Source organism: Streptomyces sp. NPDC005483, assembly GCF_040606035.1.
Lineage (GTDB): Bacteria > Actinomycetota > Actinomycetes > Streptomycetales > Streptomycetaceae > Streptomyces.
Genome location: NZ_JBEXEA010000004.1, coordinates 396662 through 417890 on the forward strand (window position 1 = coordinate 396662; position 21229 = coordinate 417890).

Annotated in this window: 22 protein-coding genes and 1 pseudogene; 10 read left to right on the forward strand and 13 right to left on the reverse strand. The window is 70.9% G+C overall.

The genetic code is table 11. From position 1 onward, the window contains the following. The first annotated feature begins 75 nt into the window (after positions 1–75). Complete coding sequence (locus tag ABZT06_RS10755) at positions 76–513, forward strand: hypothetical protein (protein WP_355737990.1); 438 nt, start codon at positions 76–78, stop codon at positions 511–513. A 59-nt stretch (positions 514–572) separates the two neighbouring features. On the opposite strand, the gene ABZT06_RS10760 is transcribed toward ABZT06_RS10755, so the two are convergent. The 3 genes from ABZT06_RS10760 to ABZT06_RS10770 all read right to left on the reverse strand — a co-directional run bounded on the left by ABZT06_RS10760 (position 573) and on the right by ABZT06_RS10770 (position 4249). Then, positions 573–2150 carry a DUF1996 domain-containing protein gene (locus ABZT06_RS10760; RefSeq protein ID WP_355737993.1) on the reverse strand — a complete coding sequence of 526 codons (1578 nt, stop codon included), beginning with the start codon at positions 2148–2150 and terminating at the stop codon, positions 573–575. A 183-nt stretch (positions 2151–2333) separates the two neighbouring features. Next, a complete protein-coding gene (locus ABZT06_RS10765) occupies positions 2334–2987 on the reverse strand; it encodes a response regulator transcription factor (RefSeq protein ID WP_355737996.1) in 654 nt (217 codons plus the stop codon). Then, entirely contained in the window at positions 2978–4249 is a 1272-nt protein-coding gene (locus ABZT06_RS10770) for a sensor domain-containing protein (RefSeq protein WP_355737998.1), read from the reverse strand. Before ABZT06_RS10770 ends, ABZT06_RS10765 begins: the two co-directional genes overlap by 10 nt. 279 nt (positions 4250–4528) lie before the next feature. On the opposite strand from ABZT06_RS10770, the gene glnII reads away from it, so the two are divergent. The 3 genes from glnII (at position 4529) to ABZT06_RS10785 (ending at position 7552) form a co-directional block, all read left to right on the forward strand. Continuing rightward, positions 4529–5557 (forward strand): glutamine synthetase, encoded by a 1029-nt coding sequence (gene glnII / locus ABZT06_RS10775; RefSeq protein WP_355738001.1) that lies wholly within the window; start codon positions 4529–4531, stop codon positions 5555–5557. 372 nt (positions 5558–5929) lie between these two features. Beyond that, positions 5930–6484 carry a winged helix-turn-helix domain-containing protein gene (locus tag ABZT06_RS10780; protein ID WP_355738003.1) on the forward strand — a complete coding sequence of 185 codons (555 nt, stop codon included), beginning with the start codon at positions 5930–5932 and terminating at the stop codon, positions 6482–6484. A gap of 60 nt (positions 6485–6544) precedes the next feature. Further along, entirely contained in the window at positions 6545–7552 is a 1008-nt protein-coding gene (locus ABZT06_RS10785) for an SDR family oxidoreductase (RefSeq protein ID WP_355738005.1), read from the forward strand. Positions 7553–7593: 41 nt separating this feature from the next. Here the strand turns inward: ABZT06_RS10785 and ABZT06_RS10790 are convergent, their stop codons facing one another. Continuing rightward, positions 7594–8043 (reverse strand): MarR family transcriptional regulator, encoded by a 450-nt coding sequence (locus tag ABZT06_RS10790; protein WP_355738008.1) that lies wholly within the window; start codon positions 8041–8043, stop codon positions 7594–7596. A 67-nt stretch (positions 8044–8110) separates the two neighbouring features. Between ABZT06_RS10790 and ABZT06_RS10795 the strand changes: the two genes are divergently transcribed. Then, a complete protein-coding gene (locus tag ABZT06_RS10795; RefSeq protein WP_355738010.1) occupies positions 8111–8977 on the forward strand; it encodes an alpha/beta fold hydrolase in 867 nt (288 codons plus the stop codon). Positions 8978–8979: 2 nt separating this feature from the next. Here the strand turns inward: ABZT06_RS10795 and ABZT06_RS10800 are convergent, their stop codons facing one another. Further along, a complete protein-coding gene (locus ABZT06_RS10800) occupies positions 8980–9657 on the reverse strand; it encodes a hypothetical protein (protein ID WP_355738013.1) in 678 nt (225 codons plus the stop codon). 107 nt (positions 9658–9764) lie between these two features. Next, positions 9765–10127, reverse strand: coding sequence for an arsenate reductase family protein (locus ABZT06_RS10805; RefSeq protein WP_355738015.1), 363 nt, complete (start codon positions 10125–10127; stop codon positions 9765–9767). Positions 10128–10290: 163 nt separating this feature from the next. On the opposite strand from ABZT06_RS10805, the gene ABZT06_RS10810 reads away from it, so the two are divergent. Continuing rightward, positions 10291–10605, forward strand: a complete 315-nt coding sequence (locus tag ABZT06_RS10810; RefSeq protein ID WP_355738018.1) for a hypothetical protein — start codon at positions 10291–10293, stop codon at positions 10603–10605. Between the two features lie 400 nt (positions 10606–11005). Here the strand turns inward: ABZT06_RS10810 and ABZT06_RS10815 are convergent, their stop codons facing one another. After that, a complete protein-coding gene (locus tag ABZT06_RS10815) occupies positions 11006–12199 on the reverse strand; it encodes a winged helix DNA-binding domain-containing protein (RefSeq protein ID WP_355738020.1) in 1194 nt (397 codons plus the stop codon). 234 nt (positions 12200–12433) lie between these two features. Here ABZT06_RS10815 and ABZT06_RS10820 point away from each other — a divergent pair, with 234 nt between their 5' ends. Continuing rightward, positions 12434–13789, forward strand: a complete 1356-nt coding sequence (locus ABZT06_RS10820) for a DUF2252 domain-containing protein (RefSeq protein ID WP_355738022.1) — start codon at positions 12434–12436, stop codon at positions 13787–13789. Positions 13790–13944: 155 nt separating this feature from the next. Here ABZT06_RS10820 and ABZT06_RS10825 read toward each other — a convergent pair. Further along, positions 13945–14253 (reverse strand): annotated as a pseudogene (locus ABZT06_RS10825) (alpha/beta hydrolase); the annotation flags it as partial. Positions 14254–14359: 106 nt separating this feature from the next. Between ABZT06_RS10825 and ABZT06_RS10830 the strand changes: the two are divergent. After that, positions 14360–14650: a hypothetical protein gene (locus ABZT06_RS10830; RefSeq protein ID WP_355738024.1), complete on the forward strand. Its 291-nt coding sequence runs from the start codon at positions 14360–14362 to the stop codon at positions 14648–14650. Positions 14651–14654: 4 nt separating this feature from the next. Here the strand turns inward: ABZT06_RS10830 and ABZT06_RS10835 are convergent, their stop codons facing one another. From ABZT06_RS10835 to ABZT06_RS10850, 4 genes are all read right to left on the reverse strand, one after another. Then, a complete protein-coding gene (locus ABZT06_RS10835; protein ID WP_355738026.1) occupies positions 14655–15239 on the reverse strand; it encodes a hypothetical protein in 585 nt (194 codons plus the stop codon). 2 nt (positions 15240–15241) lie between these two features. Then, on the reverse strand, positions 15242–16165 hold the full coding sequence (gene htpX / locus ABZT06_RS10840) for a zinc metalloprotease HtpX (protein WP_355738029.1): 924 nt from the start codon (positions 16163–16165) through the stop codon (positions 15242–15244). 97 nt (positions 16166–16262) lie between these two features. After that, on the reverse strand, positions 16263–17693 hold the full coding sequence (locus ABZT06_RS10845) for a hypothetical protein (protein WP_355738032.1): 1431 nt from the start codon (positions 17691–17693) through the stop codon (positions 16263–16265). Between the two features lie 89 nt (positions 17694–17782). Then, positions 17783–18040 carry a hypothetical protein gene (locus ABZT06_RS10850; RefSeq protein WP_355738035.1) on the reverse strand — a complete coding sequence of 86 codons (258 nt, stop codon included), beginning with the start codon at positions 18038–18040 and terminating at the stop codon, positions 17783–17785. Between the two features lie 309 nt (positions 18041–18349). Between ABZT06_RS10850 and ABZT06_RS10855 the strand changes: the two genes are divergently transcribed. After that, the gene (locus ABZT06_RS10855; RefSeq protein ID WP_355738038.1) at positions 18350–18787 is read left to right on the forward strand and encodes a hypothetical protein; all 438 of its coding nucleotides are present in this window, start codon (positions 18350–18352) and stop codon (positions 18785–18787) included. A gap of 198 nt (positions 18788–18985) precedes the next feature. Here the strand turns inward: ABZT06_RS10855 and glnA are convergent, their stop codons facing one another. After that, a complete protein-coding gene (gene glnA, locus ABZT06_RS10860; RefSeq protein WP_355738040.1) occupies positions 18986–20395 on the reverse strand; it encodes a type I glutamate--ammonia ligase in 1410 nt (469 codons plus the stop codon). Between the two features lie 200 nt (positions 20396–20595). Between glnA and ABZT06_RS10865 the strand changes: the two genes are divergently transcribed. Beyond that, positions 20596–21066: an RDD family protein gene (locus ABZT06_RS10865; protein ID WP_355738043.1), complete on the forward strand. Its 471-nt coding sequence runs from the start codon at positions 20596–20598 to the stop codon at positions 21064–21066. Positions 21067–21229 lie beyond the last annotated feature (163 nt).

The following is a 21229-nucleotide window of genomic DNA, read 5'->3' on the forward strand; positions in this document are numbered from 1 at the left end:
CGCCCCACAGCCGTATGGGAGGAGACGGACCCCCGCCGGGGCCCGTCCGAGCTGACCCCGTGACCGGAGGAACAGATGAGGTTGACCCGACCGATGCTCGCGCTGACCGGCGCGGCCGCGGTGCTGGCGCTGGCGGGCTGCGGATCCGGCGGTGACGCGAAGGCCGCCGCCGCGGTGCCGTCGGCGGCCACCGGCAGCCTGGAGCACCTGGCCGCCGAGGTGAAGTGCACGCCCAACATCCAGATCGACGCCGACGAACTGCGCCAGGCCGTGTGCAAGAAGGCCAAGGACGCCGACGGCAAGTTCATCCTCGCCACCTTCGCCACCGACCGCGGCCAGCGCGAGTGGATCAACGGCGCCAAGGACTACGGCGGTCACTTCCTGGTCGGCCGCAAGTGGGTCGCCGTCGGTGACACCACCAAGACGGTGACGGTGCTGCGCAAGACGCTCGGCGGGGACATCGAGGAGGGCACGGACCACTCGAAGATGGGCGCCACGCACTCGGCCCACTGAGGACGCGGACACGCGAAAGCCGGCGGTGAGAGATTCTCACCGCCGGCTTTCTCAGTGCGTCACTGGCACTTCTTGCCGGTGTTGATGCAGTTGACCATCTGGTTCATCGTGTTCTGGGAGAAGAAGTTGATGAAGTCGTTGTGGTCGGTGATCGGCTTGTGCAGGTTCTCCGGGAAGGTGTCCACCGCGTACGGGTTGACGACCGTGCCGTTCTGGAGCTTCGGGGCCGGGACGTTGTAGACGAGCCGGACCTGGAGCTGCGGGATCGCCTTGAAGCCGTTGGCGCAGCTGCCGTCCGCCGCGGCGAACGCCACGTGGGTGCGGTGGTTGGCGCTGTCGATGTTCTGACCGTCCCAGCAGCTCTGGAAGTCGGTCGTGCGTACCACCTGGCTGCCCTGCGGGCAGATCGGGTACTTGTCGTGCAGCTGCACCTTGTTCTCGAAGCCGGTGCAGGACCAGTTCACGTTGGCGTTGGCGTTGCCGTTGACGAAGGCCTTGGCGTCACCGGTGATGATGCGCAGGGCGGTCGGCATCGCGACGACGTTGCCCTTCTTGTTGCCGACGAACTTGATCTGCGCCTGGGAGGCCTGCAGGATCTTGCCGACGTTGCCTTCCTTGCCACCGCCGTCGGCGTTCTGGTCGAAGTCCTGCGTGCCGTTCTGCAGTCGCAGCACCGGCCAGAAGTACGAGGACTTGTCGCCCTGGTTCTGGCAGGTGGTCTGGGCCGCCGCCAGTTCCTGGTCGCTCGCGAAAGCGTCGTTGCTCTGGTTGCCGACGTAGTCGTGCAGGTGGTGGGCGCCGTTGGCGACACCGGGAGCCACGATCACGTTGTCCGTGTTGTGGTTCTTGTTCGCGTTGGTGCCGCACTTGGTGGTGAAGCTGCCCCGCGAGCCCGAGTTGCCGTTGGCGGGCAGGCCGTTCGCGCCCACACCGATCTGGGCGCTGCCGCCCTGGACCTTGGTGATGTCCACGAAGTCGGCCGCGACCGGGCCGTTGCCGCCCTGTCCGCCGTTGCCCTGCTGGCCACCCTGCTGCTGGCCGCCGTTCTGCTGGCCACCCTGCTGCTGGCCGCCCTGCTGCTGACCGCCGTTCTGCTGCTGGCCGCCCTGCTGCTGACCGCCGTTCTGCTGCTGGCCACCGGCCTGGCCGGCGTTCGTCTGAGCGTTCTGCGTGGTGCAGGCCGCCAACTGGCTGAGCGAGCTGTTGAACTGGCCCCCGACCCGCTGGATGTCGATGCGGATCCGGTCGATCGTGGCCGCCCGCTTCTCCTTCAGGGGGCCGACGATGGCGTTCTGGACGAAGCCCGAGTCACCCGCCTGGGCCTGTCGCGTCGAGGCGAGCCTGGCGTAGGCCTCGGTGATCTGCTTGTCCAGGTTGGCCAGTTCGGTGGCCACCCCCTGACGCGCGTTCTGAGGCACGTTCGTCAGCTTCTGACCGACGTCGGGGCACGAGATGGTCGCCACCTGCGCGGCGGCGGCCTTGGTCTGGTTCTGCGACCAGCCGTTGCTGTTGGACTCGTGCGCCGAAGCGTAGAAGTTCGCCCAGATCAGCCCGCCCCCACCGAGCGCTAGGGCCGCCGACGCGGCTATGGCCTTGTTGGCCATCGACGAGCGGCGTTTACGTGTATTGCGTCCCATGGAACTCCTCTGACTTCCTTTTTCGGGGCTATCGAGGCGCCCGACAGGAGTGAAGCGGCGCCCTCCCATACGCAGGGCGTCCCATGGGTGTTCAGCCGTCCCACAAACAAATCAGAGGTTTGCCGGGCCTTCGGGTGGCAATAGCCCCCTGAGCAGCAGGAGTTACAGAGAATGAAGGTCTGCTCACCGGCCCCGGTCCAGGAACGCGAGCACCGCCAGAACGCGGCGATTGTCGTCGTCCGACACCTCAAGGCCCAGTTTGGCGAAGATGTTGGCGGTGTGCTTGGCGATGGCCCGTTCTGTGACGACGAGCTTGCCGGCGATCGCCGCGTTCGACCGCCCCTGCGCCATCAGTTCGAGCACCTCGCGCTCACGGGGCGTGATCCGGGCGAGCGGTTGGTCGTCCGCCGCCCGCCGGCTCAGCAACTGCTGGATCACCTGCGGGTCCATCGCCGTACCGCCCGCCGCGACCCGCCGTACGGCGTCCACGAACTGCTCGGCGTCGAACACCCGGTCCTTGAGCAGATACCCCACCCCGCCGGTGCCGTCGGCCAGCAGCTCGCGCGCGTACAGCTGCTCCACATGCTGGGAGAGCACCAGCACCGGCAGTCCGGGTCTGTCCCGCCGGGCGTTCAGCGCGCACTGCAGGCCCTCGTCGGTGTGCGTGGGCGGCAGGCGCACGTCGACCACGGCGACGTCCGGTGCCAGCTCGGCCAGCGCGCGGGTCAGCTCGGGCCCGCTCTCGACGGCCGCGGCGATCTCGAAGCCGTGGGCCTCCAGGAGCCGGACGAGGCCGTCGCGCAGCAGGAAGAGGTCTTCGGCCAGGACTACGCGCAAGGGATCTCCATGGTCACCATGGTGGGGCCGCCCGCGGGTGAGCTGACGGCCAGGACGCCGTCGAATGTACCCAGCCGCCGCTCGACTCCGGCCAGGCCGGAACCGGTCGCGACGACCGCGCCGCCCCGGCCGTTGTCGGTGACGCTGATGCGCAGCATCCCCGCTCCTTCTTCCACGTGATGCAGGTCGATCCAGATCCGGTCGGCGCCCGAGTGCTTGACCGCGTTGGTGAGCACCTCACTGACGGCGAAGTAGGCGGCCGACTCCACGGGTGCCTCCGCGCGGCCCGGAAGGTCCACGCCCACCTCCGTCGGGACCGGCATCCTGAGCGCCAACGCCCTTACCGCGTCGCCCAGTCCACGCTCCGCCAGTACCGGCGGATGGATGCCGCGCACCAGGTCGCGCAGTTCGGCGAGGGCGTCCACGGAGGACTGCCGGGCCTGCGCGAGGAGCCGCTTCGCCTGCGCGGGGTCCTTGTCGAGGAGCATCTCGATGGTGCCGAGATCCATGCCCATGGCGACCAGGCGGGCCTGCGCCCCGTCGTGCAGGTCCCGCTCGATGCGCCGCAGTTCGGCCGCGGAGGTGTCGACGGCGTCCCGCCGGGTCTCGGTGAGGATGCGGACGCGTTCGGCCAGCTCGCCCTGCCCGGCGCCGAGTACGGCCCGGGTGAGCCGGAAGTGGACGGTCAGCAGGCGGGGCGCGAGGGAGGCGAGGGCCAGCAGGGCGATGCCGAGGGCGCCCGCGGCGAGCGCCGAGGCCTGGTCGGTGACGTGTACGAAGCCGTACCAGTAGCCGCCCAGCTCCGCGAACGGCCGCCACAGCCCGGCCGCGACCGCGAGCCCCTCCAGCGGATAGAACACGAGCACCGCCGGCAGCAGTGCCGTCACGAACCCGGCCGTCATGTCCACCTGGAGCCACCGCAGATCCCGCCAGGTCGCCGGGTCGCGCAGCATCGCGTAGGTGCGTGCCCAGGTGTTGGCGTCCTTGGGTATCGGCCGGTACGCCGACGGGATCCGCACCCCGCTCCACTCGGCCGCGAGCACCCGCCGCCAGTCCGCGAAGGCGCGCACGCCCGTCAGCACCCAGGGGGTCGTGAAGGCCCCGATCCCCACCGGGACGAGGGCGATGGACACCAGGCTGAGCGTGAACCCGAGGACCGCCCCCGGCAGCGACACCAGCGCCAGCGCGAACCCCCGTACAGCCGCCAGCCCCGTGTCCCGCACCCTCGAACCCCAGCTGCCGTTCCGCGTCTCCATGGTCATACGGCCAGTCTGGTCGAGCGGGCGACGCGGGTCACTGGGCCTGGCCGCAGGGTCGGGGGGTGGTGCCAGGTACACCCCACTGCCGCGCGCGTATGCCCTCCTCGCCGCGCTCACACAGTGAATCGCGCCACAGCACCACCAGGTAACACGGGGTTCACATTCGAGCAATGACCGGGAAATCGCCTGTTGACAGGCTCGCGGGCACCGAGAGGCGGCGTTTCAGTGCCGCAGCGCCGCAGCACCCGCAGTGCGTAGACACATCCCCGAAGGAAGTGGCCCGTGACCTTCAAGGCTGAGTACATCTGGATCGACGGCACCCAGCCGACGGCCAAGCTCCGTTCCAAGACGAAGATCCTGGCGGACGACGCCAAGGGTGCCGAGCTGCCGATCTGGGGTTTCGACGGGTCCTCCACGAACCAGGCCGAAGGCCACTCCTCGGACCGTGTCCTCAAGCCGGTCTTCTCCTGCCCCGACCCGATCCGCGGCGGCGACGACATCCTCGTGATGTGCGAGGTCCTCAACATCGACATGACGCCGCACGAGTCCAACACCCGTGCCGCGCTCACCGAGGTCGCCGAGAAGTTCGCCGCCCAGGAGCCGATCTTCGGCATCGAGCAGGAGTACACGTTCTTCAAGGACGGCTACCCGCTCGGCTTCCCCAAGGGCGGCTTCCCGGCCCCGCAGGGCGGCTACTACTGCGGTGTCGGCGCGGACGAGATCTTCGGCCGTGACGTCGTCGAGGCGCACCTCGACAACTGCCTCAAGGCGGGCCTCGCGATCTCCGGCATCAACGCCGAGGTCATGCCCGGCCAGTGGGAGTTCCAGGTCGGCCCCGTCTCCCCGCTGGAGGTCTCCGACCACCTGTGGGTGGCCCGCTGGCTGCTCTACCGCACCGCCGAGGACTTCGGCATCGCCGCGACCCTGGACCCGAAGCCGGTGAAGGGCGACTGGAACGGCGCGGGCGCGCACACCAACTTCTCCACCAAGGCGATGCGCGAGACCTACGAGGCGATCATCACCGCCGCCGAGTCGCTGGGCGAGGGCTCCAAGCCGCTCGACCACGTCAAGAACTACGGCGCCGGCATCGACGACCGCCTGACCGGCCTGCACGAGACCGCCCCGTGGAACGAGTACTCCTACGGCGTCTCCAACCGCGGCGCCTCGGTCCGTATCCCGTGGCAGGTCGAGAAGGACGGCAAGGGCTACATCGAGGACCGCCGCCCGAACGCCAACGTCGACCCGTACGTCGTGACGCGTCTGATCGTCGACACCTGCTGCTCCGCGCTGGAGAAGGCCGGCCAGGTCTGATCCCCACCGCTCTCCCGAGGGGCGTCCACCGGCCACGGTGGGCGCCCCTCGGCGCGTTACCGGCGGTGAGCAGGCGCTGCGGGAGGCGGGTCACGCACATTTCACGCCAAGGAAGTGTCCGAGCAGTGAGAGGAGGCTCCTCTTGGCGGCCGACGTCTGCTTCAATGACCTCATGGCCAGCTACCGGAAGTGCATCGCGACGGGTCGCCATGACCTTGAGCCCTTCTGGCCTTCCCGTCAGCACCACGACTTCGACCGGGTGTGTTGCCGCGCGATGAACGCGCCGGCCCTCTAAAGCCGTACATCCCGGCCTTCGGCCAGCGCGCAGACGTACGTCCTCCGACGACCCTCTCGCGCGAAAGAGCTGACCTCATGGCAACCCCTCGTTCCCTCTCCACCGCCACCCTTCCCACCCCGTCCGAGAACGGCACACGGCACCGGCTCCGAGCCGTCGGCCCGGACGAGGTCCCGTACATGGCGGAGTTCCTCCCCCCGGGCGCCACCTGGCTGCCCGCGCCCCAGCACACCCTGCCCACCCTGCCGGGCCAGCCTCCGATGATCGGCTACCTGGTGCTCGTCCCGGCCGACCAGCACCCGCCCTTCCCGCAGGAACCCGAGGTCACGGACACCGACGCCCCGCTCGTGCGGATCGACACCGTGCAGCGCACCGCCGAGGTGAACGGCCGCGAACTCGACCTCACCTACCTGGAGTTCGAGCTCCTCGCCCACCTCGTCCAGCACCCCCACCGGGTGCACACCCGCGACCAGCTGGTCACCACCGTCTGGGGCTACGGCCACGTGGGCGACGGCCGTACCGTCGACGTCCACATCGCCCGGCTGCGCCGCAAGCTGGGCGCGGACTTCCGGGGCGCGATCCAGACCGTGCGGCGGGTCGGCTACAAGTACACCCCGCCGACCGGCGGTTGACCGTCTGCCCTCGGCAGATCAGGGTTCCCCCGAGCCGCCCGGGCGGGCACAGTCACCGGCATGAGACTTCTTCTGCTGGGCGGTACGGAGTTCGTCGGCCGGGCCGTCGCCGAGGCGGCCCTGGCACACGGCTGGGACGTGACCGTCTTCCACCGGGGACGGCACGCGCCCGTGGCCGGGGTGCGGTCGCTGCCCGGCGACCGCACCGCGCCCGGCGGGCTCACGGCCCTGGCCGAAGGGGGCCCCTGGGACCTGGTCGTGGACACCTGGTCGGCGGCGCCCCGTGCGGTCCGGGACGCGGCACGGCTGCTGCGGGACCGCGCCGACCGGTACGCGTACGTGTCGAGTTGCTCGGTGTACACGTGGCCCCAGCCGGCCGGGTACACCGAGGCCGCCCCCGTGGTGGAGGGAGCCTCCGCCGACGCGGACCAGACCGACTACGCGCGGGACAAGCGGGGCGGTGAACTCGCCGCGCTCGACGCCTTCGGCCCGGACCGTTCCCTGTTCGTACGGGCCGGTCTGATCCTCGGCCCGTACGAGAACATCGGCCGGCTGCCTTGGTGGCTGGGCCGGATCGCCCGCGGCGGCCCGGTCCTCGCGCCCGGCCCACGGGACCTTCCCCTCCAGTACGTCGACGTCCGGGACCTGGCGGAGTGGGTGCTGGAGGCCGCAGGGACCGGGAGGAGCGGCCCGTACAACGTCGTCAGTCCCCGGGGCCACACCACCATGGGCGAACTCCTCGACGCCTGCGTGGCCGTGACCGGCTCGGACGCCGAACTGCGCTGGACCGACCCGGACATCGTCCTCGGCGCGGGCATCGCCCCGTGGACCGATCTGCCGGTGTGGGTCCCGCCGGACACCGACCTGCACACCACCCTCCACGAGGGGGACACCTCCCGCGCCGCCGCGGCGGGCCTGCGCTGCCGTCCGGTCACCGAGACGGTGGCGGACACCTGGCGCTGGCTGCGGGAGATCGGCGGGACGGCGCCGCAGCGCCCGGACCGGCCGGCGGTGGGCGTGGCCCCCGAGACGGAGGCGAAGGTACTGGCGGCCGGAGCGCACGGCTGAGAAGCAGGGGCCGGTTCGCGCGCGGGGGTCCGGGGTGGGGGTCAGGCACCCTCGGCCGCCGCGTCCCGCACCCCCGCCAAGAACCCCCGGATCGCCGCCCGTTCGGCCTCGTCGTACCCCTGGAGCAGCTCCACCGCCCGCCCGATCAGCGGCCCGAAGAAGGCCTGCCCCAGCTTCACCGCCCGTTCGTCCACCTCGACGACCACCCTGCGCCGGTCCTGTCGCCCCCGTACCCGCCGCACATGACCGGCCCGCTCCAGCCGGTCGATCAGCGAGGTCGTCCCGGCCGAGTTGAGCCCGAGCTCCGCGCCGAGCCGCCCCGCCGTCATCTCCTCGCCCGCCCGGGAGGCGTCCATGAGGGCGATCAGGGCGCGTACGTCCGTCGGGTGCATGGCGTTGCGCTGCGCGAACCGGGCGCTGTGCAGACCGAGTTCGACGGTCACCGCGCGCAGGAGATGGACGATCTCCATATCGGGTCCCTGGGACGGCATGTGCACCCTCCGACTATCATCTCGCTCATCGAGTATCTCGCTGAACGAGATAATATCGGAGGGGCCGATGGGCAGATACGACGGCGACGCGTTCAAGGCCGCCTACGACAAGGTGATGGCCAAGTGGCCCGCCGACCGGGAGGCGCTGCGCGTGCCCACCCCGTTCGGCACGACCCACGTCAACGCGTGCGGCCCGGCCGACGCGCCCCCGCTCGTCCTGCTGCCGGGCGGCGGGGGAGCGACCTCCGCGTCCTGGTACGCCCAGGCCGCCCACCTCGCCCGCACCCGCCGGGTCCTCGCCGTCGACCTCATCGGCGCCCCGGGCCGCAGCGCACCGGCCGCCGACCGTCACCCCCGTACGGTCGCCGACCTGAGCGCCTGGCTGGACGCCCTCCTCGACGGACTCGGCGTCACCCGGGCCGACTTCGGCGGGCACTCCTACGGCGCCTGGATCGCCCTGCACCAGGCCCTGCGTGCCCCCGAGCGGATGCGCCGCCTGTTCCTCCTGGACCCGACCCAGTGCTTCGCCGGGTTCAAGGCGGCGTATCTGCTGCACGCCCTGCCGATGCTGCTGCGCCCCACGCCGGCCCGGGTCCGCGCCTTCCTGGACTGGGAGACCGGGGGAGCGGACGCCCTGGACCCCGACTGGCTCCGCCTCCAGGAGGCCGCCGCCGGCTTCCCCGCCGCCAGACCGGTCACCGGTCCACGCCCCGCCCCCGACGCGCTGCGCGCCCTGAAAACGCCGGTCCTGCTGCTCGTGGCCGCGAACAGCAGGACCCATGACGCGTACAAGGTGACGGCCCAGGCCGGCGAACTGCTGCCGCGGGCGGAGATCGACGTGGTCCCCGGCGCCTCCCACCATGCGCTGCCGCAGTCCGCACCTCCCGAACTGGCCCGCCGCCTCAGCGAGTTCCTAGGGGAGGGACGCGAATAGCCTCACCCCACCTTCTCGATCAGGGCCCGGCGGATGAGGAACTTGCCGGGTTCCCGCACCTGTTCGAAGGCCGCATTGTTGAGCAGGGCACAGCTGCCGGAGACCGAAGTGACCTCCACCGTCGTGGACTTGTTGTTGTCCAGGTTGGTGACCTTCAGCTTCGTACCGGCCGGGAACTGGTTGCTGGACGCGGCGGGCGCGCCGGCCTCGCCGGACAGCGTGACGGTCGAGCCGTTGCACACCTGCTGCCCGGAGGCCGCGTTCCCCGCGGGCGGGGCCTGGGAGGCGGGCGGTGCCTGGGAAGCGGCGGGCGCCGACGGGGACGCGGCCTGCGGGGGCTGCGAGGGCTGCCCCGCGGCGGCCTGGGAGTCCTGAGCCGACTCCCCGACCGCGCAACCGGACGCCTTCTGCTGCACCTTGATCTGTGCGATCACCGCTTCCCGGTTGGCGATCCGGGCCGCCGACTGCGCGTCGGGCGTGGCCCGTTGCCCCTCGATGAACCGCTGGTTGTTGCCGAGCGCGGTGGCGAGACCCTGACAGACCGTCGACTCCGCCGCCGTCTGCGGAGTCGCGGCGTTCGAGGTGCTGGCCATCGCGAAGGCCCCACCACCCGCCACCGCCGCCGCGCTCACCAGCAGCGCGACCTTCTTCTTCGTACCGAGCGTTCTCCTGCGCGACATCCGCGCCTCCTGAGAGTTGGGGGAGCGTACGCCGCTATGTACGAGATACCGAACGAGGTTACTCAGTGGTCGCAGGAGTCAAGTCACGTAACCTGCGTCACACCCGGCTACTTCCTGGACAGAGCATCCTGTACGGCGTCATCGGTGCGGGCGACCAGCGCCGAGCCGTCGTCCGCCGTGATGATCGGGCGCTGGATGAGCTTGGGGTGTGCGGCGAGCGCGGCGATCCAGCGGTCGCGTGCACTGTCGTCCCGAGCCCACTCCTTGAGGCCGAGCTCCTTGGCGGCGGCCTCCTGGGTGCGGGTGATGTCCCACGGTTCGAGGCCGAGCCGCTCGAGCACCTCGCGGATCTCGTCCTCGCTCGGGACGTCCTCCAGGTAGCGGCGGACGGTGTACTCGGCACCCTCCGCGTCGAGCAGGCTGATGGCGCTGCGGCACTTCGAACAGGCCGGATTGATCCAGATCTCCATGGCGCCCACGGTACGCGAAAACCCGTCTTCCACCTGCGTCACAGCACCCCCGAAAGCCTTGTGGCCAGGGGCTTTTGTCAGTGGCGGACGGTAGAATAAAACCAGTGTTCGAGGGCGTCGCCGGGTCCCCGGTGACCGTCCTTACCGCGACAGGAGGATGCCTGTGCCCGCTGCCGCACTGAAGCCGAAGCCGTTCCCGACCCAGTCCACCGCGAAGCACCCCGTGCTGCTCGACCTGCCGTACACCCCCGTGGAGAAGCGCCCGTTGCCGCCGGGCCGTCCCCGCGAGTGGTATGTCACCCACAACCGCCGCCTCAAGGCGATGCGGCTCGCGATCGCCCTGCTCGACTCCGGTGTCTACATGCCGAACCAGGCCCGCAACGAGACGATCCGGGACGCGGCGGAGCTGATCGGCGTCCACCCGCCGTCGGACACCACGTGCCACATGGTGCGGGCGCTGATGCGGTACTCGCGCTGAACCGGGCTGCCGGGGGCCCCAGTTCATGGAGGCACCCGGCAGCACGCCCGACGGGCGTCCCTCGTCGGTCGGTGCGCGGCTGTTTCTGCGTGACCCGTCTGCCGGTGCCATGGCCGACCGGCATGGCGCGTCAGCCGACGCCGTGGCCGACCGGGGCTCTCGTCAGTCGGCGCCGTGGCTGGATCTGCGCCGGCGTCCGCCGTACCGCGGGCGATACGCGTCACGACCGGTCCGTGTCATTGCCGAGCGGGTCCTCTGCTAGCCGCGCCATGGCCGGATCCGTGTCATGGCCGCCCCGGATCCCCCGCCAGCCGCCTCACGACCGACCGCGCCAGGGCCGACCGGGCCTCCGCCAGGCCGCGCCATGGCCGATCCGCGTCGGCGTCGACCAGTGTTCCGGTCAGTCGGCGGCTTCCGCCAACTCCTTCTCCAGTGGCGTCCGGAACCGGGGCCGTACCCGTGTCGCCCCCACCCAGTCCCGCAACCGGGCGGCCTCCGCCGCGATGGCCGCCTCCGCCTCGCGTCCCACTCCCTCCGTGTCCAGCAACCGCCAGACGATCTCCCCGTCGGGCCGCTGCGCCCAACCGCCCACCACCCGCCCGTTCCACCACACCGTCGGCCCCACGTTGCCGCTGCGGTCGAACAGGGCGGGACGCAGAGCTGGTGCCAGATACCAGTCCCGTTGCTGCCAGCCCATCGCCGTCGGATCGAGTCCGGGCAGCAACGCGGCCCAGGGCTCCACGGGTTCCGCGACCGGACCGGCGTCACCGTCCACGACGTGGGCCGGGCCCTCGTCGACGGTCACCTGCACCGCGCGGATCGCCGTGAGAGCGCGGCGTACGTCGGTCACCTTCCAGCCCGTCCACCACTTCAGGTCCGTCTCCGTGGCCGGTCCGCACACGGCGAGCCAGCGCCGCAGCAACTCCGCCTGGGCCCCGGCTACATCCAGCTCGGGATGCGGTGGCGCCACCGCCCAGCGGAACTGCGAGGACATCCAGGTGCCGAGCGGCCGGCCGCGGACCACCTTGCCCTCCACACCGAGCACCCTCAGCAGGCGGCTCGCGACGGTGTGGACGCCCTCGTAGCTCTTCCCGGCCGCGTACGCGAACTGCTCCCGCAGCCGCGGCTCGTCCTCGGAGAGCTCCGTCGCCGTCGCCTGCCCGCGCCGGGCGAGCGCGGCCAGCGCCGACTCCTCGACCTCCTTGAGCCAGGCCGCGTCCGGGGCGCCGGCCTTCGCCATGTCCTTGAGCAGCCCGGCCCGTTCGCGGGCGGCCACGGTGATACCGGTCGAGGCGTGCACGACCGCGGTGAGTTCGGTCGGAAACGCGAACACGGTGTGCCGCATGCCGTGCATCCGCACCAGGGTCCGGTCCTCGTACAACGCCCGCTCGGTTTCGGCGACGGTCCGCGCGGGATCCGTGAGCCGCGCGCCGATGGCCAGATACACGGTCGCGGGGTCTGACCCGTGCAGCGCGACCAGAGCGTCGGCCACCTCCTCCGGACTCCCCACGCGAGCCGTCCCGGCCAGCTGCTGCCGCACCGCCAGCCGAGCCCGCCGCTCGCCCACCCCGATATACCGCTCCCCAGCACCCATGGGCCCATCTTGACGCAGGCCACTGACAACCCGCCCCATCAGCGGGGAAGGGCGCGACCAGCCACGACGGCGCCGCAGACGAACGACGACATACCGCCGCACTTCCGGCGGAGCGCATGTCACCCGATCGCCGTACCCGGCATGCGCACCATCCCTCTCGGGCCCTTCACTGCGATCAGGAGGTGATCTGCACACCGGCGACCAGGAGGCTGGCGTGACCCAGAGGCACGGCACATGAACACCCCCGGCACCGGCACCCCCGCCGCCCGCGCGGAGCGCGGCCGCGCCGCCCGCGAACGCGTCCGCCGTTCCGCCCACGCCCTCTGGATCCCCTCCGCCGACCGCCCCGACCCCGTCGCCGTACTGGAGAGACAGGGCCGCGACCGCCTCTCGGAGCTGCTGCCGATCCGGTACGGCAGGATGTCGGCCTCCCCGTTCGCCTTCCTGCGCGGCGCGACGGCCGTGATGGCGGCCGATCTCGCCGCCCAGCCCCACACCGGCCTCACCGTGCAGCTCTGCGGCGACGCCCACCTGCTCAACTTCGGTCTGTACGCCTCCCCGGAACGCTCCCTCCTCTTCGACCTCAACGACTTCGACGAGACCTTCCCCGGGCCCTTCGAGTGGGACGTCAAACGGCTCGCCGCGAGCGTCGCCGTGGCCTCCCGCGAGAACGGGCACAGCGAGGCCAGAGCCCACCGGGCGGCGGGAGAGGCGGTCACCGCGTACCGCACGGCCATGCGCCGGCTGGCCCGCATGGGTGAGCTGGAGGTCTGGTACGCGGGCCTCGGCGCCGACAGCCTGCCGCCCTTCGTCCGCTCCACTTGGCACCGCCGGCAGGTGGAGTCCAGCCTCGCCCGGGCCCGCCGCCGCACCAGCCTCCAGGCCCTCGACAAGCTCACCGAGGTCGTCGACGGCCGCCGCCGCATCGTCCACGACCCGCCGCTCCTCGAACCGGCCGGCGGCCCCGACATGGCCGGCCTGCGCAAGATCTTCAGCGACTACCGTTCCACGCTCTCCGAGGAACGACGGGTGCTCCTGGACCGCTACCGCTTCGTCGACGCGGCCCGCAAGGTCGTCGGCGTCGGCAGCGTTGGCATGCGCTGCTTCATCGTGCTGCTGGCCGGGCGGGACGCCAACGACCCGCTGTTCCTGCAGCTCAAGGAGGCGCGGACGTCCGTACTGGAGGAACATCTGCCGCACGGCCCGTACGTCCATCCCGGCCACCGGGTGGTCGTGGGCCAGCGGCTGCTCCAGGCGGCCGGCGACATCTTCCTGGGCTGGATGAGCGGACCGCAGGGACGGTCCTACTACTGGCGCCAACTGCGCGATACGCAGGGGCCCGCGGACGTCGCCGCCATGCCCCCGGCCGACCTCAGGGCCTACGCCCGCCTCTGCGGCACCACCCTGGCACGCGCCCACGCCCGCTCCGGCGACCGCATCGCCATCGCCGCGTATCTGGGCGGCTCCGACACCTTCGACCAGGCGATCGCCGACTTCGCGCTCGCCTACGCCGCCCGCACCACGTCCGACCACGCGATGCTGTGCGCCGCCATCGCGGCAGGCGTCATCAGCGCGGCCCCGGGAGAGTGAGCCCCGCCCCCGACCCACCGCTCACCCGTACCGCTCCACCAACTCCCGTACGTAGGACTCCAGCCGCCCACTCAACACCTCCGGCGCCAGCTCGCTCCGTCCGAGCTCACGCCACGGTCCGGCGAGCTTGGCCGCGTCGGGACAGTAGGCGAGGGCATGCTGAACCCGACCAGCACCAGCGGCCCGTCCCCCGGAACACGCGCGTCGATCACGGCGACCGCCTGCTCGAACCGGCGCCGCAGACTCAACTCGGCCGGCTCGCCCGAGCTTTCGCCGTGTCCCGAGAAGTCGAAGGCGAGCGCGCGGCAGCCCTGAGCCTCGAACTCGTCGAGCAGCGGCAGAAGTCGCTCCTTGCTGCCGAGGCCCGCCCCGTGCAGCAGTACGGCAGTGGCCGGTCCACCGCCACCGCCGCGGACGCCACAGAGGCGCTCGCCTGCGTGTTCCTGCGTAAAGGGCTCGGGCATGCCGTCAACTCCGGAGGGTGGGGAAAGAGCTTCGCGCAGGGCAGGCACCAGCCCGCTCTTCCGGCGCTAGTCTTCTACACCACACCCACGCACACGGAGGCCCGTCATGGGCACCATCGTCATTTCCGGGACCGTCGTCCTGGTCGTCCTGGGCTTCGGGAACCACACCTGGTGGCTCGTCGCCGTCGCCCTGCTCTTCGTGTACATGCAGTACGGCCGGGGCGGTGCCTCGGCGTCCTCGTCGGGCGGTTCGTCCGCCGGCGGAGGTTCGGGCGCCGTGCCCGGCAGCTACCGGGCGTACCGCGACCGCCGGGACAAGCAGGCCAAGTGGGACCGCCGTTACCGGCGCGAGCGTCCCGTGGAGTCCCGTCGGCAGTCGCGCGAGAGAAAGGGCTAGGGGCTCAGAGGCCGGGGGCGCCCCACAACGGGAACCACCGGTTCAGGTCCTGCTCGATCCGCAGATCGTTCGTGAGCGCGGCCTTCACCCGCAGCTCCAGCGGGTTGTCACGCCGCTGTCCCGCACCGGGGAGCGGCGCGAAGGGGTAGAAGGTGCCGCGCTTGTAGAGGTAGACCAGCGCGAGGGAACGGCTCTCGGTGTCCTGGAACCCGGCGAGCGAGCACAGCAGTTGCGGCCCGAAGCCGTTGACCTCCATCGAGCTGTTCACCGCGTGCAGGTCGTTGACCAGCTGCGGCAGCTGCTCCGGCACGCGCTCGGAGACCAGCCAGGAGTAGCCGAACTCGTCCCTGGCGAGCCGCACCGGGGGGCCGTCCCGGTCGGCGTCCGCGTCCAGCAGGGCCTGGACCTCCCGGTGCGTCTGCTCGAAGGCCGCGCCCTCGACCGTGGCGAAGCACACCGCTCCGCGCCCGGTCGGCGTGAAGGAGGCGGCCGCCTCCAGCGTGACGGCCGCCGACGGCAGCGCGAAGAGCTGGTCGAGATCGGGCGCGACGGGCTTCGTGCGCCCGAGCAGGATGTCCAGCAGCCCCATACTCAGTCCGCCCTGCCGTGTTCCGGCGTCGCCGCCTCACCCAACTCCGTGGAGATCCGCCCCAGTTGCTCCAGCCGCTGCTCCAGGGACGGGTGGGTCGAGAAGATGCGCTCGATGCCGGGCTCCTTGCCGGTGGCCGGGGTGAAGTAGAAGGCGTTGAAGGCCTGGGCGGTGCGCAGGTCCTTGGTGGGGATGCGGGCCAGCTCTCCGGAGACCTTGGTGAGCGCGGAGGCGAGTGCCGAGGGCCGGCCGGTGAGGTGGGCCGCCGCCCGGTCCGCAGCCAGTTCCCGGTACCGGGACAGTGCCCTGATCAGCAGGAAGCTGAGCGCGTACACGGCCGCCGAGACACCCATCACGGCGGCGAAGATCACGGCGGTGTTCTGGTCCTTCCGCCCGCCGAAGATCTGGCTGTAGAAGGCGAACCGCACGATCAGCCCGGCGATCACGCCCAGGAACGAGGCGATGGTGATCACGGCGACGTCCTTGTGGGCCACGTGCGACAGCTCGTGCGCGAGGACGCCCTCCAGCTCGGCGGGCTCAAGGCGCCGCAGCAGCCCGGTGGTCACACACACCACGGCGTTGTCGGGATTGCGCCCGGTGGCGAACGCGTTGGGCATGTCCATCGCGGACACCGCGATCACGGGCTTGGGCATGTCCGCGATGGCACACAGCCGGTCGACCACGGCGTGCAGTTCGGGATACTCCTCCCGCCCCACGACCCGCCCGCGCATCGCGAACATCGCGATCTTGTCGGAGAACCAGAACTGGGCCACGAACATCACGGCGATCAGGCCCACGACCAGCAGCCACGACTTCAGCAACACGATCAGCACGGCGACGAAGGCCACGTACAGCAGCCCGAGCAGGAACATAGTGACCGTCATCCGCACGGTCAGCCGCCGGTCGCTCCGGAAACGACTCCGCATCTGCACCACCCCGCAGTCAGGCACTCGTCCCACCCTTCAGTGTGCACCCGGCCCCGCCCATGAAGCGGTCGCGATCAGCCCTGGGGTCGGCAAAGGCTCAGGCCTTGAGGCCGGCCTCCCACATACGCCTCTTCAGCACGTGGTCGCTGAACAGGTGCCGGGCCCGCCCCAGCAGCTCACCCACCTCGTCCGACCCGGGCGGCACCTCCGCCGTCGGATGCCAGCGCTGCACGGACTGCCTGGCCCAGTGCCGCAGCTTGTCGTCCCGATCGTCGACCAGCGCGACGGCGGCCCGCAGCCCCGCGAGCCCGCCGTGCGCCATGAGCAGCCGGAACGCGGAGACCCGGGTCTCCCGGGCCCGTTCCACCGCCAGCCGCTCCAGCAGCCATCCGCCGTCCAGCAGCCGTGCGGACGGCACGAGTGCCAGGGTCGCCTCCCGCACCACACCGGCCGCGGGATCGTCGAGCAGCGCCCGCAGCCGCCGTACGTCCAGCACGTCCAGCGCCCGCAGCCCACCCACGGCGCGCGTCCTGACCACCGGGTCCGGATGCGAGGTCAGCGCCCACAGCAGCTCGGCGTCACTCCGGCTCCCGCACTCCGCGAGCCCGCTCACCGCGCCCGCCGACAGCGCGGCGTCACCGGCGTCGGCACACCGCCGCCGGTACCACTCCAGGGGATCACCCCCGGACTGCCGTACGACATACCGCGCGCAGGCCCGCACCACCCCGGCCCGGTCACCGAGGAACGCGACCGCCCGCTCCCCTTGTCCGGCCCGTCGCAACGCGGTCACCCCGGCCGACCGCACCCGCGGATTGCGGGCGGCGAGCAGCGGTTCGAGTACGTCGTCGTCCGCGCCGCCCTCCGCCACGGCGGCCAGGGCGGCCTCCGCGCACAGGCCCTGCACGACCGTGTCGTCGTCCTGGGCGGCGGCGCGGGCCAGCTCGGCGGGGGAGAGGTACCCCTCCTCGACGGCGAGGCGGTAGACGTATCGCCTGGTCGCCCGGTCGCCGTCGGTGTACAGCGGGGCGAGCGTGTCCCGGGGTGCGGCGCGCAGCAGTCGGGTGGCCATGTCGGTGGCGAAGTCACCCCGGTCCCGGCGTCCGAGGCGCAGGATCAGCGGCATCAGCCGTACCGCGGACCCGGCATCGAGGACCTCCGCGAGCAGCCCCCGGGCGTCCTCACGCACCGGCGGTGCCCAGTCGGAACACCGCACGATCACCAGCGGCAGCAGTCCGGCATACGCGGCCGCCCGCGCCAGAGCCGCAGACCTGATCCTGCCGTCCCGGTGGCACAGACCGAGCGCGAGCCGCCCCTCGGTGAGGAGTCCAGCCGCCGTTCCGTCCTGCTCGCCGCGCAGGGCGTCCGTCAGCCGCCACGAGTCCTCGTAGTGGGTCCAGCCGCCCGCCCGGACCCCGGCGTCCAACGCGATCCAGGCGCCCGGATCGGCCGTGTCGACGGCCTCCCCGAGCGATGCCCCCTCCGCGAGGCGCACCGCCGCCGCTGTCCCGTCCCCGATGTTCCCGCGCACGCCCGCTCCCGGCCTCGATGTGTCCGCAGATGGTAGGCGGCAACAGCGCGGAAGGCCCCACGATTTACCTGCTCAGCCCCCCGCTGGGGTCAGTACGACGCCCGGAAGTTCGCGTACCCCAGCAGCAGGACGATCGCCGCCACACAGCCGAACACGATCACCGTCGAGCGCCAGGACGAACGCCGCGGCGCCCTCCACTCGGGGTCGGCGCGGAACGGTTGCGGCTTCGGCGGGTTCTCCTTCCAGCGGGCGGCCAGCATCCGGGCCCGCGCCGAGGGCTCCTTCAGCTCGGCCCCGTCGGCCCACTTGATGTCGAACTCCCGCTCCATGTCGTCCTGTTCGGGCATCCTCGTATCCCCCGTCGTCTCCCGTCGAACAGCTGTGCAGGAAACGATACGACGGCACCTCCGTCCCGAGGAACGGGAACGGGGGCGCCGTGGAACTTCTTCGGGTAGGGCCGGCCTGGCCGCCTCGTGGTCCTCCGCCTCGCTCACGCAGCTGCCCGGCGGGCCGAGGGTCTGCTGACGGCCGAGACGTACGGACGGCCAGGCTGCCGTCCTCGTCCTCCGGCGGCGGCGCCTGCCATGGTCAAGTGGTCGCGGTCTGCGGGCTGACGGCGGGTAGACCAGGGGCGGTTGAGCAGGCACGATGCCGCGGTGAGCATCGTCATCAAGTTCTTTGTGGCACCGGGTCACGACGCTGCGGCTGCGGTCGTGGACGGCGGCCCAGATGAGGCTTTCGAGCCGCTGTCGTACGGCAACTTCGATGCTGAAGAGGCCATGATCGAGTGGGAGAGCATCTTCACCGGTCGGAGCTTTGATGCGCTTGTCGCCGCTGGTGAGCCCGAAGCCGTCGCCGACCTCGACGACGGGGAGGGCCCTGTGGTCTTCGCCGCTTCCAGAGCCCTTCAGGGCGCACTTGCCGCTGTCGATCAGTCCCGACTTGTTGAAGTCAGCCAGTCGTGGGTCGAGGAGCGGGCGTCGGATGGAGAGGCCTTTGACCAGGACATCGCGACCAAGATCCTGAGCGATCTGGCCAGGCTGGCTCGCGGCATCGTCGGGCGCGATGACCGCTTGTACTGCTGGATGGCGTAGAAACGGAGACGGCGGTCCTCGGCCCGGGCGAAGCCGATGCGCCGACCTGAGCGGCGGCGAGTCGTGGCTCTCGACCGTCGGTCGCGGCGCGTAGCCCGAAAAAAGGCCGTCGGCCGTGCCCCTCCGGCGAGGAAGGACACGGCCGACGGCCCACACACGGCCCAGGCGAGCGGTAACCCGCTCTGACCTGGGGCGATATCACACGTCGAAGTAGAGCTCGAACTCGTGCGGGTGCGGACGCAGCTGCAGCGGGGCGATCTCGTTCGTCCGCTTGAAGTCGATCCACGTCTCGATCAGGTCCGGCGTGAAGACGTCGCCCTGGAGGAGGAACTCGTGGTCGGCCTCGAGGGAGTTGAGGACCGCCGGGAGGGAGGTCGGGACCTGGGCGACGTTCGCGTGCTCCTCGGGAGCGAGCTCGTACAGGTCCTTGTCGATCGGCTCGGCCGGCTCGATCTTGTTCTTGATGCCGTCCAGGCCCGCGAGGAGGAGGGCCGAGAAGGCGAGGTACGGGTTGCCGGAGGAGTCGGGCGCGCGGAACTCGACGCGCTTGGCCTTCGGGTTGGAGCCCGTGATCGGGATACGCATGGCCGCGGAGCGGTTGCGCTGCGAGTACACCAGGTTGATCGGCGCCTCGAAGCCCGGCACCAGACGGTGGTACGAGTTCACCGTCGGGTTGGTGAAGGCCAGCAGCGACGGGGCGTGCTTGAGGATGCCGCCGATGTAGTAGCGGGCGGTGTCCGACAGGCCCGCGTAACCGGCCTCGTCGTAGAAGAGCGGGGAGCCGCCGGCCCACAGGGACTGGTGGACGTGCATGCCCGAGCCGTTGTCACCGAAGATCGGCTTCGGCATGAAGGTCGCGGTCTTGCCGTTGCGCCAGGCCACGTTCTTCACGATGTACTTGAAGAGCTGGAGGTCGTCGGCCGCGGCGAGCAGCGTGTTGAACTTGTAGTTGATCTCGGCCTGGCCGGCGGTGCCCACCTCGTGGTGCTGGCGCTCGACCTGGAGGCCGGAGGCCGCCAGCTCCAGGGAGATCTCCGCGCGCAGGTCGGCGAAGTGGTCGACCGGCGGGGTCGGGAAGTACCCGCCCTTGTAGCGGACCTTGTAACCGCGGTTGTCCTCGAGGGCGCCGGTGTTCCAGGCGCCGGCCTCGGAGTCGATGTGGTAGAAGCTCTCGTTCGCCGAGGTGGCGAAGCGCACGGAGTCGAAGACGTAGAACTCCGCCTCGGGGCCGAAGTAGGCCGTGTCGGCGATGCCCGTCGACGCGAGGTAGGCCTCGGCCTTCTTCGCCACGTTCCGCGGGTCACGGCTGTACTGCTCGCCGGTGATCGGGTCGTGGATGAAGAAGTTGATGTTCAGCGTCTTGTCGCGGCGGAAGGGGTCCACCCGGGCGGTCGACAGGTCCGCGCGCAGCGCCATGTCGGACTCGTGGATGGCCTGGAAGCCGCGGATCGACGAGCCGTCGAACGCGAGCTCCTCGTCCGGGTCGAACGCCTCGACGGGCAGCGTGAAGTGCTGCATGACGCCCGGCAGGTCGCAGAAGCGGACGTCGACGAACTTGACGTCCTCGTCCGCGATGAACTTCTTGGCCTCGTCGGCGTTCTGGAACATCCAGCTCCTCCTACTCCCGACCGTTCCTGGACCGGGGTGGTAGTTCGTTCGTGCGGCCAGTGCGGTGGCACACGCTGTCCACGACCCTAGGGACGGGTGGTTTCTCGGGCGTGACCCATTTGTTTCGCACAAGTTAACCGGACATCGTCGGCCCCGCCCCACCTGTCCGTATCCCGAAACGCTGGCAGTACCGTGGACGCGTGGACAAGAGGGATGCAATCGGATCGTGGCTCTCCGGCCCCCGCGCGGCCGCCGAGGATGCCGGTGTCGACTTCGGATACCGCGGACAGCAGCTCGGCCTGCCGGAGGAGGGACCGGGGGCGATCGCCCGCCCCGGGCGACGGCTGGGCGCGCTCGCCGTGGACTGGGCGATGAGCGTCCTGATTGCATCCCGGTTGATCACTCAGAGCTACGCCGACCCGTCGACCTCGAACTGGTCGCTGCTGGTCTTCTTCGTGATGGGCGTCCTCACGGTCGGCACCATCGGCTTCACCCCGGGCAAGCGCCTCTTCGGCCTGCGCGTGGTCGCCCTCGACACCGGCCGCGTGAACCCGGCGCGCGCCCTCCTGCGCACGGTCCTGCTCTGCCTCGCCCTCCCGGCCCTGATCTGGGACCGCGACGGCCGGGGGCTGCACGACCGGCTGGCGAAGACCGTGGAAGTACGCATCTGACGTCCGACGAGGTCACCCTTCCCCCCGTCTTCGCGGTGTCCTGATAGCCGCTTTGTCGTGTCCTGACAGCCGCCGCGATGAACATGCGCGGCGGCTGACTATGGGTCGGTCGGTACGGCTCCTAGCGTCGAGCACCCAAGCAACCTCCCCCCGTTGCGAAGGG